The sequence below is a fragment of the Gabonia massiliensis genome (assembly GCF_001403595.1).
Lineage (GTDB): Bacteria > Bacteroidota > Bacteroidia > Bacteroidales > Coprobacteraceae > Coprobacter > Coprobacter secundus.
On record NZ_LN877938.1, the window covers coordinates 513,867 to 532,338 of the forward strand.

At 45.4% G+C, this 18,472-nt stretch carries 8 protein-coding genes; 2 read left to right on the forward strand and 6 right to left on the reverse strand.

Annotated elements, in window-relative coordinates; genetic code table 11:
• The 4 genes from BN2628_RS04240 to BN2628_RS04255 all read right to left on the reverse strand — a co-directional run.
• Positions 1-1,318: fasciclin domain-containing protein (locus tag BN2628_RS04240; RefSeq protein ID WP_055096139.1), on the reverse strand; the 1,318-nt coding region annotated here is incomplete at its 3' end.
• Between the two features lie 9 nt (positions 1,319-1,327).
• Positions 1,328-2,896: a RagB/SusD family nutrient uptake outer membrane protein gene (locus BN2628_RS04245; protein ID WP_055096141.1), complete on the reverse strand. Its 1,569-nt coding sequence runs from the start codon at positions 2,894-2,896 to the stop codon at positions 1,328-1,330.
• A 45-nt stretch (positions 2,897-2,941) separates the two neighbouring features.
• The gene (locus BN2628_RS04250; RefSeq protein ID WP_055096144.1) at positions 2,942-6,256 is read right to left on the reverse strand and encodes a SusC/RagA family TonB-linked outer membrane protein; all 3,315 of its coding nucleotides are present in this window, start codon (positions 6,254-6,256) and stop codon (positions 2,942-2,944) included.
• Between the two features lie 23 nt (positions 6,257-6,279).
• The gene (locus BN2628_RS04255) at positions 6,280-8,871 is read right to left on the reverse strand and encodes a fasciclin domain-containing protein (RefSeq protein WP_055096145.1); all 2,592 of its coding nucleotides are present in this window, start codon (positions 8,869-8,871) and stop codon (positions 6,280-6,282) included.
• Positions 8,872-9,448: 577 nt separating this feature from the next.
• Here BN2628_RS04255 and BN2628_RS04265 point away from each other — a divergent pair.
• Positions 9,449-13,498: a hybrid sensor histidine kinase/response regulator transcription factor gene (locus BN2628_RS04265; RefSeq protein WP_021931370.1), complete on the forward strand. Its 4,050-nt coding sequence runs from the start codon at positions 9,449-9,451 to the stop codon at positions 13,496-13,498.
• A 388-nt stretch (positions 13,499-13,886) separates the two neighbouring features.
• Positions 13,887-16,295 (forward strand): glycoside hydrolase family 95 protein, encoded by a 2,409-nt coding sequence (locus tag BN2628_RS04270; RefSeq protein WP_052431545.1) that lies wholly within the window; start codon positions 13,887-13,889, stop codon positions 16,293-16,295.
• Between the two features lie 271 nt (positions 16,296-16,566).
• On the opposite strand, the gene BN2628_RS04275 is transcribed toward BN2628_RS04270, so the two are convergent.
• Positions 16,567-17,706: a DUF4377 domain-containing protein gene (locus BN2628_RS04275; protein WP_082430125.1), complete on the reverse strand. Its 1,140-nt coding sequence runs from the start codon at positions 17,704-17,706 to the stop codon at positions 16,567-16,569.
• A 4-nt stretch (positions 17,707-17,710) separates the two neighbouring features.
• Complete coding sequence (locus BN2628_RS04280) at positions 17,711-18,166, reverse strand: hypothetical protein (protein ID WP_021931367.1); 456 nt, start codon at positions 18,164-18,166, stop codon at positions 17,711-17,713.
• Positions 18,167-18,472: the final 306 nt, after the last annotated feature.

Here is an 18,472-nt window from a genome sequence, read left to right on the forward strand (position 1 = left end):
CATTGCCCTGCATATCGACCAATTGCCAACGTATGTTATTGTTGGTCAACTGCGGGGGCACAGCATAAGCATCGAACCGGATGCGCTTATTGAGCACGTCCGAAGTCATATAGTTTTCGTCATATACGAGTATGTCGTTGAGCACATGGATAAAGCCGTTTACGCCGCTAATGTTGCTTTGCTGCTCATTCAGGGTGACGCATTTGCTCTCGTCAGCGGTAGAGGTATTGAGCTGGTAACCACCGGTACCGGGCTTAATCTCTATCAAGCGGTATTGCAGCAAGGTCTCATAATACTCGTAACGTTTGTTTTGTGCTTCGGGTGTAGGCGTAGTGGCTGCTCCCTGATAAATAAAGGAGTTGGTAGCCATTTGCCGATTGAGTATATGGTAGGAAATAAATTTGTTTACCGGATTTTTCGAACTGGTGTAATCGTCCCAGTCTTCGCGGCCATAATAATTGGCGGCATAATCGCGCAATGAGTTGAGGTCGGTAATATTGTTGCGCTTGAACAGTTCGTCGGGTTCGCAGAAGACCGTGTATCCCAACTTGTCCTTATCGGGCACTTTGAATGTCCAGCCTCCGATATCAATCGTACCCGTACCGCCGGCATAGGGAGATTCGTAATCGTCGTTATATATCTCCTGCATGGTGTCTCCGAGCCCGGTGGCATCCAGCGCTTGCGAGAAGATGGTAAAACGGTTTTGCGAATCGTTCCGAATGACAGAGGGGAGGTCTTCCTCAGACATGGTTATCACACGGTCGATAATATGCAGTACTCCATTGTGCAATTCATTATTATAGTCGGTAATGGTGGAATTTTTATTGATGACGATTTCGCGCTGTCCCTGGCCATTGACGTTGAAGGATACAACAATAAAGCGGTCGCGCATGTTAGGGGTGCTTATGGCTCCTTCCTGAAACTTTTCGTAGGTGTATTCGTATGAGTCGCTACGGATAATGTGGTTGTACAGTATCTCCTGCTTTTTGGCATCGGTCAGTGCGTCATACGTCGTACCGTTTTCCGAGAAGTAAGCCGAAAATGCGTCGTCGGTCGGGGCAAAACAAGTGAAGTGCCCATAGACTGAAAGCAGCGAATAGTTTCCTGTGTCGTGTATCAGGCGGGCGAATGTAGAGAATTGGGGATTGTTATCGCAGAAGGATGCCACCGTCTCTCCTACAAAGGTATAGTATGCATCGCCTACGATGTCGTCGCTGTTGCAAGAAGTGAGTGTTCCTGAAATAATGGCACACAGGATAAATACCTTGCGCATTACTTTCGGGGCCCGTATGGCTGAAATATATTTTTTTCGTATCATGGTTGTTTTTTATTTAGTTACGTCTGAAGAAATATCATAGAACGGATTCTGCACGAGCAAAGAATTGAGCTTCAGTTCATCAGCCGATATGGGCATGTAAATGGCATCCATGGTATTCAGCTTGCTCTTTGTCGTCGACTGGTCGAGATTTCCGTATTTTCGCAAGAGATAATTGGACACTATATTTTCGGTCGATTTCTCATACCGGGCCAGCCGGATAAGGTCGAAATAGCGTTTTCCTTCAAAGATGAATTCTCTCTGCCGCTCGTCGAGTACCAACTTCCGCATGGCGTCGGGGGTATTGTAGCTGGAGAGTTGCAAGGAACCGGCGTTCAATGTCGGATTGGCACGGTCGTAGGTCTTGGATACCATATCGAGTGCGCCCTGCAAGTCGGTTCCTATCGTCGCCAGAGCTTCTGCTTTCATCAGGTATATGTCTGAGAGCCGATAGACCACCCAGTTTTTGGAATTAGACACGATGGTGTAGTCAGATTCCCGTACAGTCCCGGTAGCACTCTCGGTGCGCATCGCCACATATTTCTGTATGGGTATCATGGCGGCACTGCCGGATTTAAAGAATGCATCGTATTTTCTCACATCGGTTTCTCCGAAAAGGGAATTGGCATTGTCTTGACAGAGGTCATATGCCGACAACTTCTGGTATGTGTTGCGGGTAGAGCCTGAGCCGGAACGTCCGTAAAACTCATTGACAACATAGTTGGGGATATTTTCCTGTATAAATTGCAATTCGAAAATACTTTCGGTAGAGTTTCCTGCAATGAACACGTTGTAATTGTACTTGGAATAGGGCTCCAGAGCAAGAAAATTTTTCGTATAGGTAAGCACGTCGTCGCAATACTGCACACACTTCTGATAGTCTCCCTGCCAGAGTGCCATATCGGCGATAAGTGCCCGAATTCCGTTTTTGGTAAAACGACCTTTGGTATATGTCAGTTGCGGGAACCGGTCATTGGCATCGTCTACGCAGGCTTCCAGGTCGGCAATCAGGGTGTTGACCAACCGGTCCGGAGAGGTCTGGGCGATATAGAAATTTTGCGTATCGTCGGTATAGGGCTCTGTAATATAGGGTACATCGCGGAAGGTGCGTACCAGAGTGAAGTAGCAGAACGCCCGTACCGCCTTAGCCTCTGCCAGATACATATCGAGCTCTTCTTGCGTAAAATTGGGGTCTTTGTCTTTCACATCGGGAGCATACAGTATGAGCGTATTGCAATAGTTGATGACTTTGTAGAAGTCGGACCATGACGCATATCCGTTGGATGATGTCACGTTGGCTTCGAGAAGGTATTGCAAATCGTCTCCTGCCGAGAGGTTAGGACCGGCTACTACATTGTCGGAACGAAGCTCGCCCCAGACAATGAGCCTCTCCATAAAGCCGGGTTCAATCATACCCCGGTAACAGGACCCTAACATGCTGAACACATCGTTTTTGTCGGCCCAGAAATCCTCATATACCATTTCGGACTCAGGGTAGATACTGAACCAGTCGTCGCACGAGGTACATGCAATGGCTGCCGAAAGGAGGGTCGCTTTTATTATATATCGTATCTGTTTCATAATTTTTTTCTTATTCGGATTGTAAAACATGGAATGCGGTACTCATCAGAACCCTACTGTCACGCCTACGGTAAGGTAACGTGAACGCGGCGTACGGTTCTCGTCGATAGCCATACCTACATCATTGATGGAGACTTCGGGGTCGACTCCGGTGTATTTGGTAAATGTCACCAGATTGTTGAGTGTCAAAGAAAAATTCAATTGTTGCATCTTGGCTTTTTTCAATATTTTCGGGTCTACGGAATAGTTCAGCGTGAGTTGTTTGAAGCGGAGGAATGAGCCGTCTTCGACAAAACGGTCGCTCGGTTGCCAGTTGTAACCGGCTCCATTCAGAGCCCGGGGTATCTCGGTAACGTCTCCGTCTTTTCTCCAACGCCAATTGGTAGCGATAGACTGGTTGTTGTCGGAATACATGTTCTCGGCATACCGGCGGGCGTTGTTGATGATTTTGTTCCCGTACCGGAAGTTGAAGAATGCATTCAGCGTAAAGCGTTTGTACCGGATTGTCGTACCGAAACCTCCGTTGAGTTTGGGATTGCAATTGCCCAGATATACGATATCCAGCTCATCGATAGAACCGTCGTGGTTGACGTCTTCGTAAATGGCATCTCCACCCCTGAACTTATAGGCATTGGATGTTCCGTAGGCATAATACATCGGTATGGGATTACCGTAACTGTCTTTGACAACGTTGCCGTTGGCATCATAGACGACAGGGCAGGTTCCTCCGCGGCCTTCTTTATAGGTGTCGTACTGATACACACCTTTATACCTGAAACCGTATATGGAACCGAATGAGTTATTGACCTGTATGCGGGTCAGATAATCGCTGCCCGATTTATAGTCAAAGTCTTTGTTATAGCTTTTCAGGACATTTTCGTCCAACTCAACAATGGTATTGATATAGTTGGAAAAATTCAGGTTGAAATCGATAGTCCAGTCGCCGAACTGCAACATGCGGTTGGTATTGAAATTCAACTCCCAGCCGTCATTGTCCATCGTACCGGCATTGATGTAGGATATGGAAGAGAAGCCCGATGAGGACGGGATACTCTGGTCTTTGAACAAAAGGTTTTCGGTACGACGGTGATATACATTCACGTCGAGATGGTAACGATAGTCGAACAGGTTCAAGTCGATACCGGCATTGTATGATGACGAACGCTCCCATTTCAGGTTGGCCAGCTTCAGCGATGCGGGTTTTATGGTGGAGATATCGATATAATTGTTGCCGTCGGTCCAGCTACCGTTATAGCGGCTGAAATAGAGGTATTCCTTATCGGGCTGGTTACCTGTCACACCCCACCCCAAACGCAAAGAAAACTCTGACATCCAAGATTGTGCTCTTTCCATAAAGGGTTCGCGTGAAATAATCCATTTTCCGGACAGTGCCGGAAACATCCCCCACCGGTTGTTGTATCCGAACCGGGTGCTGCCATCGAAACGCAATGTACCGTCGAAAACATAGCGATTGAGGAGCAGATAGTGGGCGCGGGCCAGAAAAGCCATAGTACGCATCTGCGACGATGCACTGCTGAAGGTCTTGATATTGGAAGCTGCCGACGTACCTGTTATCATATAGGAGGGTATGCCGTATTTCTCGAATTCCTGATATTGCGAGCTACCTACTTGCATCTGCCATGAACCGTACAAGAGCAGTGAGTGGTCATCGCCCAAATTGGGTGACCAAGTGAGGTTATGGTCGGTAAGGATAGTCAATGCCTCGGCATCTTTGTTATAAGAGCGGTTTACTTCTTCGCGATTCCACTCAAACGTGGTAGCCTCTCTGGGCAAGAATTTGGCATCGTGCACATTTTCCAGGTCGAAGGTTACGTACCCGTTGTAACGGAGCTTCTGCACATCGGGATCGAGAAAATCGTATTGCAGGCGCAACGTGGGAATGATACGCATATTGGACTGCTTGTAAGAGGCCAGTTTTGCCAACGCTACGGGATTGAGGTATATGTTTTTCTGTTCGTTGGACAGACCGGGCTCATTCTGAGAGACATTGAAGAAGACCCCCGTATCGTTGCCGTTGGCATCTTGCCGGTAAATAGAGGCATTGGGCATTTTCTTGTAGGCGATATCGAGAAGCCCGTACCACTTGTCATCGGCACTGTTGTAGATGTCGTAACTCTTGTTATTGTCAGTATTGGTAATCGAAAAATCAGAAATGAACTTCAAACGGGAAGATACCTGATATTCCAGGTTCATACGGGCAGAGATACGCTTCATCTCCTGCTCGATTATGGTACCGGTCTGGTTGTAATATCCGAGGGACGCCCGGAAACGTGCCTTATCTCCTCCTCCCGATATAGAGAAATTGTGGTCGTGTGTAAGACCTATCTGTGTCACAGCATCGACCCAATCGGTATTGTTATTGTAATTTTCGTACTCATCGGCGTTCCCGATAGGGTCATAATTGAATGCGGGAATATCGCTGTCTGCTTCGTTCTGATTGCGATTGAAATAGGCCTGCTTCATCAGCATGGTATAGTCGTCACCGTTGAGCATCTTGATACCTTGGGGTTGCTGGTATGCGGAAAACTGGTATGTGTATGAGACTCTTGTGGGGCCGGTAACTCCTTTTTTGGTCGTAATAGAGATTACGCCATTGGCTCCCCTCGACCCCCAGATAGCCGCTGCGGCTCCATCTTTGAGTACCGATATTTCTTCGATATCGCTGGGGCTGATGTTCAATAGAGTGGCAAACTGGTCTTGAGTCGCGGTTGCAAAATCGAAAGAAGCATCTATATTGCTTTCGAAGGGTATATCGTTGAGCAAAATAAGAGGTGTAGAACTGGAGTTGATGGAGGTGATACCCCGGATACGCAATGAGGAACCACTACCTACGTCACCCGAATTGCCGACGATATCCAGTCCTGAGATACGCCCTTGAAGAGCTTCATCGATAGAGGCTACCGAGAGGCCCTCGAAAGCCTTGGTACTGATGCGCTGCATGGCTCCGGAGAATTCGATTTCCGGAATGGGAAGCCCACCGCCCGAATACATCCGCTGGGCAGAGACTACTACTTCCTTGATTTCGGTAGCGCTCTCAAGCTTGACATCGAACTTACGCCTTTGCCCTATGGGCATCTCAATGGACTTGTAGCCGACATAGGAGAACTTCAGCTTGCTCGACTCGCTTTTTATTTTCAAAGAAAAGTTACCGCTGTAGTCGGTCACCGTAGAAGAGAGGATACGGCCGTTCTTGTCGACTTCGACAATAGCAGCACCTATCAGCTCGCCTTCAGTCTCGGAATACAGACGTCCGGTAATAATCTGGCCTGCTTGTCCGAAAGCCCATACCGGCACACAGCACAAGACAATTAAAAATATATATTTCAGATGATTATTCATGATACTTATACTTTATATATTATTTACTGAGCTTTTAAGGCATGATCTATTTGATGTATCACTACCCGTGAGGAGGAGAGTATATTGGTCGCCGATTTTATATCGCTATTGTCTACTATATAATCCCGGGCAAGAACATTATATAAGGACCGGTCGGCTGTAACGACCGATGCTTTCACTCCGGTATCGGTACACTCGATATTCAAGTCATTGCCGGTATTGCTATACAGGGTGACTTTATTGAATTTTCCTGACGGGGTACGGGATGCCGTCTCATAGGTCAGATTGCCGAAGGGTTTGCCTGAGACCGGTACCAGATTGTCCATAAAGTGGTATTTCAAGAAATTGAGAAGGTACAGGCATTTCGTCTTTTTCTTCGCGGGGTTAGTCTCGGCATTTATTTCTTCCCAAGTACAGAGGTCGGGGTCTTCGTCGAAGGCTTTTCGAAGCGCTTCGGCAGTGGGGACAAATACGGTATACCGGAAGTTGTTGAACGACTTCACAACGTATCCCAGCCCGGCAGAAGATTGCGTAACGCTCCGGTCGAAAACCGGGACGATGTCTTCATCGTCCTTGAAATAGGAAAAGACCGTACTGTTGCCTTCGCACAATTCAAAAAAGGCTTTGTACTCATCGTGTTCCTTGAGAACGGTATATACCGACTTGAAGGGGTCTTGCATGATATGGTCTATGAAGAAAGTGCGCCCGTTGTCGGACTCATAACGTGCCAATGAACCGTTGTCGAGATGCACGATTGTCGCCGGCTCTTGCCCGCTTTCCATATTACCGCCTCCGGCGAGTTGTATGGCATCGTTCGTACCATCGATTTTAACGACAGACCCTCCTTTTGTCATGGCATATTTCATGCCTTCGTCTATATCGCCCGACAAGACGTCGTTTTCCTTGTCGGCTACAATGATGTGCATATCGAGCAAGTCGGACAAGCGGTTCCGTATCATATACATTTCATCGGTTTCTTTTCCGATGGTCTTTATCTTGGCTCCTTTGTTTCCCAGGGCATCGCTTGCGTAGATATCGGCTCTCAACTGGTTGTTTTCGAGATAGAAATCCCATATTTGGCGGTCGGATGCCTCACCATTGGCCGCCAGCCCCCAGGATATGGGGTCACGATAATTTTTCATGGCCGCATCGGTAGGCACCAGAAGGTTGTACCGGTTCTCCATCGACCGCAGGAAATAGAAGAATTTCATTTCGGTGTCCTTGATGGCAACTTTCATCACTTGTGTCAAGGAGCTTGCCATTGCAGAGCCGTACACGCTCTGGTAATCGATAGGCGGATATACTTTGTTGGTTACATATACGATACCGTTGCACCCCCAATAGCTACGCACGACATCGTTTCTGGAAACATTCATATCGAAACTGCTTTCGTCGGTCATGGTCTCCCATGTATGGGGCAAAGAAGCGGTAAAAGAGCGTTTTTGATGGTTTTTTATGAACAGTGCCAGCAAATCGGTAGGGACATTTTCCCAAGAACCATACACGTCTTTCAAGTAGGCTCCTTGAGTACCGTTCATATAATTGTCCATCGCCTCATCGGTGGGGACAAACATAACTCCTATATCTGTCTTCGCTGAAGAGGGATAGGAATTGTCGGCAGGGTCGAAATAAAGCAGGCCGTAATTTTCCATCGATTTCTCGTACGGGTCTATGGCATTGGACTCGGTAAAATATTTCTTTATGAAAATAGAATCGGCGGGTATCGTCTTGTCCGGAGTCGTACCGTCGTAATAACTCCGTATCCGGGCTTCTATATCGGGGTCATAGTAGGGAGCACAGAAACGGCTCATCAAGGAAGAAAATATCCGTGTCTGGCTATCGTTTTCGATAATCTTATCCATATTGTCGAGCGGTAGCAGAAGGTCTTCCATGATATGGATATAGCCGTTTTTACAAATGATATCGGCCTGTACGACTTTGGTGTCATTTATATATATATCACTGCCCAGAGTGAAAGTCTTGCCATTGGAAAAAACGGAAAAGTCATCGGAAGTAACCCCCAACGTGCTCATAAACGAGGGCGTAAAGTGTACGAGTGGAGCTGTACCGTTGTCGGAGAGGTAAAGCCCCTTGCCGGCAAATCTTTTCCAATATATGTTACCATTGAACAAATCTTCGTTGTCATAGAAAGGGACGTTATCGATAAAAGTGTTGGATGAGTTGATTCTCATGGCCAGCCCCTCGCCCGATGAAGAGCTTGTAGAACCTACATTGGAAAGCATGTATGATAAGTAAGCCATATTTATCATACTGGAATTCATAATCATGCGTTTGAGCACCGGAGTAAGGTCGTCATATCCGGCCACTCCGTAAGAGTTGTTTTTGAAAAAACGTTCGAAGGCTTCGTCCCGTGCGGGAAGAAGGGTTTTACTCCCGGTACGGGAAAGGGTCTCCGTATACCCCATATCGTCGATTAGCCTTAAAAAGTACGTAAAATCGCCTTCACTTTTAAGATAATCGTAAATACTGGCATTCAAGTTGTCGGGTTCCCGGTCGTCGTATATGTAATCGTCCTTACAGGAAAAAAAGAACGGACTGCACAGTACCAGGCACAACAAAACGCATACAATTTTTTGATTAAATTTTATTGGCATTGCTGAATTTATTTAGTATTAGAAATAGAATTATAAACTGTTATTTATTTACTTTAGCAAACTTATATCCGCATGTATCGATAAACTTATTGTGTTTCCATATCAGATTTTCATTCATTAAGAACTTGTCTAAATTTTCCATCCTATTTTAATATATGTTCTCTGAAAAGGTAAAAAATCCTTTATTTTTGTCAGATTCAAAAGTAGAAACTATTGGAGAAAGAAAAGAACGCTTTTTTTTCATATACTATAACAAATGTTGCATTATCGGGAATTTGAAAATAAAGGAAAATCATTTTGACACATTTGTGACAGAAAGACATATTCTGTATATCGCCGGAGACGGACTCCTTCTCTATATATTTACCAGGTTCTATGATTTCATGCCCTGCCGGATCCGACTATCTCCCTAAATAAGGTATTGTGCATGATACGAGGGAAATGAGTGATTTATATGAAAACCGAAACCAGAGAAAGGCTCAAAGGGCAAAAATGCGACATTTGTTTTATTTTTATGCAAATTTCGGACAGTCTACTTTGACAACTTCTCATATATTTGCAACATACATTGACAACTATGAAACAACACTTTTTGATTCTCCTTTTCTTCCTGAATGCATTTGCCGGACATCCGTTACAGATATCCGAATTTTCAAGCAGGTACTACTTCACCCCGATAAAAGGTTTGTCGCATAATAACGTGAAGGCCATTGTGCAAGACCATGACGGATTTATATGGATAGGCACACGTAACGGTCTCAACCGGTATGACGGGTATGAAGTAAAAATGTATAACTGCCATGACGAAACAACCGGGGCGGGCAACAACAATATATCGTCTCTCTTCGAGGATAGGGACCGGGACTTATGGATAGGGACAGACCGGGGTATATTTATCTACAATTCGAAGAATGACAGTTTTTCCCAATTTACGGTGGCTACGCCCAACGGGGTAGTCATACAGGACTGGATAGCCCAAATCAAGCAAGATAACGAAAACAACATCTGGATTATCGTACCCAATCAGGGTGTCTTCAGATATAATAAAGAGAGCCATGAACTGAAACAGTTCTTGTTGTCGTCGATAAACAGCCATACGTACAAGCACCCGCAATGTCTTGCCATATTGAAATCGGGGGATATATGGGTGGGTACCAATAAAGACGGCATATATCTGTATAATGCACAAAGCCAGTCGTTCGAACAACACATCACCGACCGCAACGGGGTAAGTATAAAGGATGAGCTTATTTATTGTATATGTGAATATAATGATTTTATCATTCTGGGGATACACGAAGGCAAACTCAAAAAATATGACCGCAAAACCAATACTTTCTCGGTAGTCAACTGCCCAGACGTGCATTACAGCATCATACGCGACTTACAGGTCTTCAACCAGGAATTGTGGGTGGGAACCGAACAGGGTATTTTTGTCATCAACGAGGAACAGGGGTATTTCAAAAACATACGTTACAATCCGATGTCACAGAACAGCTTGCCCGATAACAAGGTGTACAGCATGTACCAGGATCGTGAAGGGGGGATATGGATAGGTTCCCGCTTCGAAGGGGCTTGTTATATTCCGACCCAGACGATAGAAATGGAGAGATACGAACCGAACATGTCGCCCCACTCCATCTGCGGGAGGGTGATACGAGACATGGCAGAGGATGAGAGCGGGAATATATGGATATGTACCGAGGATAACGGTATCGCCCTGTTTAACCAGAAGCAGGAGACTTTCCGGCAAATCATCCCCAGCGGAGGCATACAGCGAATACCGCAAGGAATCGTGATAGACCAAGACCGGGTATGGGTAGGGCTTTTTAAAAACGGTATTGATATATATGACAGCAAGACTTTGAATGTACAACATTTGAGCCAGGAGGAACTGGGCATAGACGAGTCGAGCATATGGGCCATGCATCTGGACAAAAAAGGCCGTATCTGGATAGGCAATGGCTGGGGAGTGTACTCGTCGAGCCGCGACAAGATACATTTCCAGCGGCACAACGAGTTCGGCTCGGTCTTCGTCCATGATATTTATGAGGACTCCAAAGGATATATCTGGGTGTGTACTCTGGGAAGCGGAGTGTTCAAACTCAACCCCATGAACCAGGCTCTCGAACACTATACCGAATCGAACAAGCCGGGCAGCCTCAGCAGCAACTCGGTAAGCAGCATCACCGAGGATGAAAAGGGTAACTTATGGTTCTCGACTGACCGGGGAGGGCTGTGCAAATACGACGAGGCTACCAATAGTTTCAGGCACTGGAGAAAGCAGGACGGGTTACCGGACGATATGGTGTATAAAATCGTAGAGGACAATGACGGGAATTTATGGTTCGGGACGGAACATGGGCTGGTCAGATTCAACCCTCAGACGGAAGATATATATACTTTTACTGAGAAAGACGGCTTGCTCAACAATCAGTTCAACTACAAATCGGCGATAAAAACCCGCTCAGGGAAATTGTTTTTCGGCAGTACCCGCGGCTTGATAGCCATATCTCCCAATAAGACTCATGAGAACAAAATAACACCTGTCGTATGTATCACCAAACTGAAAATATTCAATCAGGAAATCAACATCGATACCGATAATTCTCCTCTACAGTCGAACATCACTCACACCGACAAAATTGTACTGAACCATGACCAGAACAGTATATCGTTAAATTTCAGCGCATTGCTGTTTTCTTCTTCCGGGACGAAGCGTTACAGATATAAATTGGATAACTTCGATAAAGACTGGATTATATGCACCGACCATCCGAATGCATCATATACCAACTTGTCGCCGGGAACTTATACTTTTTTAGTGAGCACTACCGACAGTTTCGGTAACTGGCTCGAAAACAGCACGGCTCTGGAAATCGTCATCGAGGCTCCTTGGTGGCGCTCAAATATTGCCAACACAATATATGTCCTTCTTGTATGCTGCGGTTTTGTGATTTTTATCGTATTATACAACCGCAAGCTGAAAAATCATTATGAGAAGCAACAGATACTGTACGAAAAGGAACACGAGAAGGAGTTGTATAATGCCAAAATAGAATTTTTCACGGCTATCGCACACGAAATACGAACTCCTTGCATCCTCATCAACGGGCCGTTGGAGAACATACTGGAAAGTGAGGAGTCACCGGATGTCATCAAAAAGAACCTGCCTATCATAGAACAGAACGTGAAACGCCTGCTCAACTTGATAGACCAATTACTGGATTTCCGTAAGGTAGATGAAAACCGGTTTATCTTGAATTTCCGAAATACCAACCTAAACCAACTGCTGAATAATACGATATACCGGTTTGACCCTATGATAGAGCAGATGGGGAAAAAAATAGTCGTGGAAATATGCAAGGACAATCTGGTAGCTTATATAGACCCCGAGGCTTTTACCAAAATCATCAGCAACTTGCTTAACAACGCCATGAAATATTCTGAGAAATATATACGGGTGGAGCTTGTAGAGCAGGACGAAATTGCCGTCATCCGGGTTATCAACGACGGGACTCCTATCCCACCGGAGCTAAGCAAGAAAGTTTTCGAACCGTTTTTCAGAACCACCAAAGACTCAAAAATATCGGGAAGCGGTATCGGGCTGTCGCTCGCCCAGAAACTGGCTACTCTGAACCATGCCGAACTGACGTTGGACGGTACGGCTCCTCTCACTACATTCTGCTTATCGGTTCCGATAAAGACTCATGCAACGGACGTTTACGAACCGGAAACAGGCCCGGAAAAGGAAAAACAGATACAGCCGATTATCGATGACGAACCGACCGTAAAAACAGCATCGACCCTTACCGTCTCCAAAGATACAGCCGAACCGGCTTCTCAAAAAGAATATACTATCCTCGTCGTAGAAGATGACCCGGATGTGATATCGTTCTTATCGGAACAGCTCAGGCAATACTTCAATGTATATACAGCGGAGAACGGGAAAGAGGCTCTGAAAATACTGGGGCAAGTATATATCGACATCATACTCAGCGATATGGTAATGCCTGAAATGGGCGGACTGGAACTGTGCAAAACCGTCAAATCCCAAGAAGACCTGGCTCAAATCCCTGTCGTGATGCTAACGGCAAAAACCGACATGGACAGTAAACTGGAAAGTCTCGAAATGGGTGCCGATGCTTATATCGAAAAGCCGGTATCGTTTAAATACTTGCACAAACATCTCTTGATGTTGCTGAAAAACAGAGAGAAAGAGAAGAAAGCATTCTTGAATAAGCCTTTCTTCCCGATACAGAAGATGAAGGTAAACAAGAATGATGAAAAATTTCTTGAAAAGGTAATCGGTATCATCGAATCAAATATCACGAATCCGGACTTGAACGTACAATTCCTTGCCGATAACATGTGTATCAGCCGCTCAAGCCTGCACCGGAAAGTAACGCAGACCACTACCCTCTCTCCGGTAGAGTTTATCAAACTCATACGGTTGAAAAAAGCGGCTGCCCTCATTCAGGAAAGCGAGTACCAAATTGCAGAAATCTGCTTTATGGTCGGGATAAATTCGCCTTCGTATTTCAGCAAGATGTTTTTCAACCAATTCGGTATTACTCCGAAGGAATTTTCCAAAAACAGCAGAGCCGAGAAAAACAAAAATATATAAATAATGTAGCAAAAAATTGTACAAATCAGCCAAAAACCGGAGAAAAAATAATCTTTTAACAAGATTTTACCTCCGGAGAGAAGAGCGGTCATGAGACATATCTTGCGACAAATGTGCTATTATTTGTCATATGATGCTTCTTCGTTCCCCCTCATAAAGGGAAACTGAGGCATATAACGGCAAACACGCCAATCGGAATACATCCCCGAGAGTGGAACAAGCGCTTCTTATCTTCTGGTATACCGATTCGGGGAATATAAATTAATTATTTAATATTCAACACTTTATATATAAAACAAGAAAACGGGCAATCTTTTTGGAGATGAGAAACGCACCCCAATAATGAAAAAGCAAAATGCGAATCAACAACCCTATCAAATATATAACAATGAAACCAAACAAACTGACTCATTTTATCGTAACGACAGTAGTAGGTACAGGCACATTGTGCTGCTGTACGCAACCGGCCGATGAGCTCTCTCTCTGGTATGAACAACCCGCGAACGAATGGATGCAAGCAATGCCAATAGGCAACGGACGCTTGGGTGCCATGATATATGGAGGGATAGAGGAGGAAACCATCGCCCTGAATGAAATTACCTTGTGGTCGGGACAACCGGACTCCACTCAAAACGACTTGTGCGGGCCTGAAAACCTGAAAAAGATACGGGAGCTATTTTTTCAGGGGAAAATCGAAGAGGGTAACCACTTGGGAACCCAGCATCTTTCGGGAAAGGGAAAATCGTTCGGCACACACTTGCCTTTGGGTGATTTGAAAATAAAGTTCGAATACGACACGGAAACGACCGAGGAGTATACCCGAAGGTTGAACCTCAACGAGTCTGTCTCGACGGTCTCTTTCAAAAAGGGTAATACGCGATATTCAAGGGAGTATTTTTGCAGCCACCCCGACGAGGTTATCGCCATGCGTTTTACGGCAGACCAACCCGGGAAAATAACGACAACACTCTCCTTAGACTTGCTCAGGCAGGGAACCTCCGTTGCCAGCAAAAAAGGTCTGGTAACGGCCGGTATAGCTCTGTTCCCGAATTTGGGCCCGGGCGGCGTCAGCTTCAACGGCACTTTCAACGTGTACCCGAACGGCGGTGAAATCATCGTATCGGACTCTACTCTGACCATAAAAGGGGCTAACGAACTGGTTATCTTAGCCGATATCCGTACCAATTACCAGACAGAAGATTATCCCCAAATCTGCTTCGAGAACTTACAGGCCGCAGCAAACACCGGGTACCAATCTCTGAAACAACGACATATAGAAGATTACAAGAGCCTATTCGACCGTATGAAAATCTCGTTGGGTACACCGACGGAGGATATAGCGACCGACAAGCGGTGGGCAAATGTAAAATCGGGTAAGGAGGATGTTTCGCTCGATGCTTTATTTTACCAATATGGACGTTACATGCTTATCTCCAGTTCTCGTCCGGGTTGTCCTCTGCCAGCCAACTTACAAGGCATCTGGAACGATAATCTGGCTTGCAATATGCCCTGGACATGCGACTACCATCTGGACATCAATATACAACAAAATTATTGGTCGGCCAATGTGGCAAACTTGCCTGAATGCAACCTGCCTCTGTTCGACTATATCGGGCAATTGGCCAAAGCCGGACATGAAACAGCCCGGAAAGTGTATGGCTGCAACGGATGGGTGGCACATACCGTCACCAATGCATGGGGATATACAGCTCCGGGAGGCGGTGTCGGCTGGGGGCTGAACGTAACGGCGGGTGCCTGGATAGCTACCCACTTGTGGAATCATTATCTATATACCAAGGATACGGATTACTTGCGTACTACGGGATATCCGCTATTGAAGAAAACGGCCGAGTTTTTTGTGGATTACATGGTGGAAGACCCGAATACGGGTTATCTGGTAACGGGTCCCAGCATCTCGCCGGAGAACTCGTTCAGATATAATAACGGCGACTGGTGCATGTCCATGATGCCGACCATCGACCGGGCTATCGTGTACGACATATATCAGGCTTGTATCGCATCGGCGGAAATATTGAATGTAGATGCAGACTTCAAAGAGCGTCTGGAACGAGACATCAAGAAGTTGCCCCCTCTGATGATAGGAAAAAGCGGGAAGGTACAAGAGTGGCTTATGGATGTGGAACGCAGTGATCCGAGCCACCGGCATTCGTCCCATCTGGTCGCCTTGTATCCTCTGGGGCAAATCTCTTATACTCAAACTCCCGAACTAATGGCTGCTTCGAGAAAATCGATAGAAAGCCAGTTGAACGCTCCGGGATGGGAGGATACGGAATGGAGCCGCGCGAACATGATAAACTTCTTTGCCCGAATGAAAGACGGGGCGAAGGCTTATGAATCGTTACTGGGTCTATACCGGGTCTTCTCCCGTGAGAACCTGATGACCGTATCTCCAGCCGGCATTGCGGGTGCGGAATCGGATATCTTCAGTTTCGATGCTAACGAAGCTGCCGTATCGGGAATGTCTGAAATGTTACTGCAAAGTTACGACGGGTTTATAGAGTTCTTGCCTGCCATACCGGACAGTTGGGATAAAGGCGAGGTGAAAGGAATCTGCGCCCAAGGCGGCCTTGTCATCGATATGAAATGGGCTCAAAAACGATTGTCGAATGCCGAAATCAAGGCTACCCGAGAGCATGTATTCCGGGTATATCTGCCTGAGAAATGGGGTGTGCCGGTACTTGAAATCAATGGAAAGAAAATTGATGCCAATGCCGATAAAGAGCTGTACGACATCACTTTGTCAAACGGTGACGTATTGTCGATAACATACAGGTAAACAAAGGCAAGCCCGAGAGATACGGGGACAGATTCAATGACTGCCCGCCCCAATACACATTCTACAGAAAAAACGTATTATTGTATCCATTACCATTACTCCCCGGTCACGCTTTCAAGAGCATGGTCGGGGAATAATGGTATCGTCATAAAATAAAAGAAAAAAATGGAGAGGCAGATTTCCACTTTAACCATGACAAATTCCCATAGATGACATTTCCGGTAAAAGACATTACAATTTTGCTTATTTTACGGAACTAACCCAATCACCATTACTTCGGTTCCGCTATAACATAGTAGTATTCTTCATGAGTGTCATCACCCTTACTATGAAGTAATGCTGCACGTGTAGTGTTATTTCCATAAATTTCTACAATGTCGGCATCTTGAGGAAGCGTCTTAAAGTCGGCAGCAGTCTGCGATGGGTGTTTGCCCAAATGCTTCTCCAACAGCCACCTCAACCCGGCTTCCTGCCTTTTGAGGTATTCGGCATCCGTGAGTCCGGAGGAAAATGCCACCTTTATGATTACATAACAGGTACCGTTGAGCATTTGGGTATCGGTCAAAAGGAACTCATAACGGGTATCGAGAATACTATATATGAGACTGGTCTTGGGATTGGCAATCGCCACAGCTCCATTCTTCCAATCTACCCCAAGGAAATCCCTCTCACGCATTATCTGGGTTATTGAAGACTCATACTTTACTTCGTTATCCTTATATCCTTTGAGAGAAATCGGAAAATCTCTTTTCTCAAAGAAATGAGAACTCCATTGGGAAGTAAACTCTTCACTCGTACCACTTTCATCCGCAAATTTCCGGTAAACGCAATACGTATCCGGCAAAACGGGAGAAGACATAACAATCGAATCATAATATTGCAGGAACTCCGGTCTGCCGGGAAAAATATATTCATCCTGATGATCAAGTATCCTGAACGTCAGGAAATCGAAAGGTGCTGCCAATGGCGTGTCAAGGTTCATAAAAGGAGTAAGCTGCACCATTTTAAGTTTGAATTTTGCTTCTTCAGGCAGCTCGTCAGGTTTTGGCGTAACAGAAGGCACGTCACTTATAACTTCAAGCAGAGTGTAAGTGGTATTTGAGGCATCAGCCGGTGGATTGGCAAGTATTGTCTTGCGCACTTCCAGCTCGTACGCATGTCCGTGTACATAGTCGAACCCCTTGATACTGCCCATAGCAAGTCTCTGCCATTCTGCACTGTGCTTTTCCTTGACTTGCATATACTCTACTGCAGGAGTCCCACCACTGCCAATGGTTTCCCAAACAGTCGTTTCAGATACATACAGGAGTATATCGGCATAAGTATCATCAAGAGAGGTCTCCTTATCACAACCCGCCCACATGACACTCATGACAGCCAATAAAGCTAATTTCAGATTCTTGAGCGTCATAAATTTATTTATTAAAAGTCTTTGAAATCTGTTCGCCAACACGTTTAAGAGCGCCTTTGATATCAGAGCCCGGACTGATTCCAAGCGTAGTGTAAGCTCCTTGACAAGATGCTAACGGACGGCCTGTATTAAAGTCTATGAAGTTAACCGTTATTACGGTTTCTTCTTGTTTTATAGCGACACCGAATGTCGCGAGCAACAAAGAGGATTGTTCTCCCTGCGTCAAATCATCAATACGATATTGACCTATCATAGTCAGTCCGGATTGTTCTACTGCATCATATAATTGTATCTGATACTGCACTAATTCAGGTGGCATTCTGTATGTACCATTATCAATTACTGCCACATATTTATACTTTGCCAAATCAGCACCTTGTGAAACCACAGATTTGGAAACGGTACAGCTTGTCCAAACCAACGACAGGAAAATACAAAAAGAAAAAATATAATTTTTCATTGCCTATTATATACAAGTTAATAAACCATTCGAGTCTGTCTGACTTTTCCAATAAAAAATATTATCCGGTCATTTTCATGTTTTCTTTCGACCTTTTCCCCGCTTTCTTTCGTCAGACAGCCTGCTATCCTCCTCTTAAAAACAAAAAATATCCTCAAAAGAGCTTTCAAGCCTGACCCAAGCAAAACCCAGACAAGTCTAAAACAAGTGCAAAAATAGAAAAATCCATAGATTGAGGTTCAACTATCACTGATTTTTTATGATTTATCATCGACCTCCTCAATCATTACTATGACGGAATGAGGG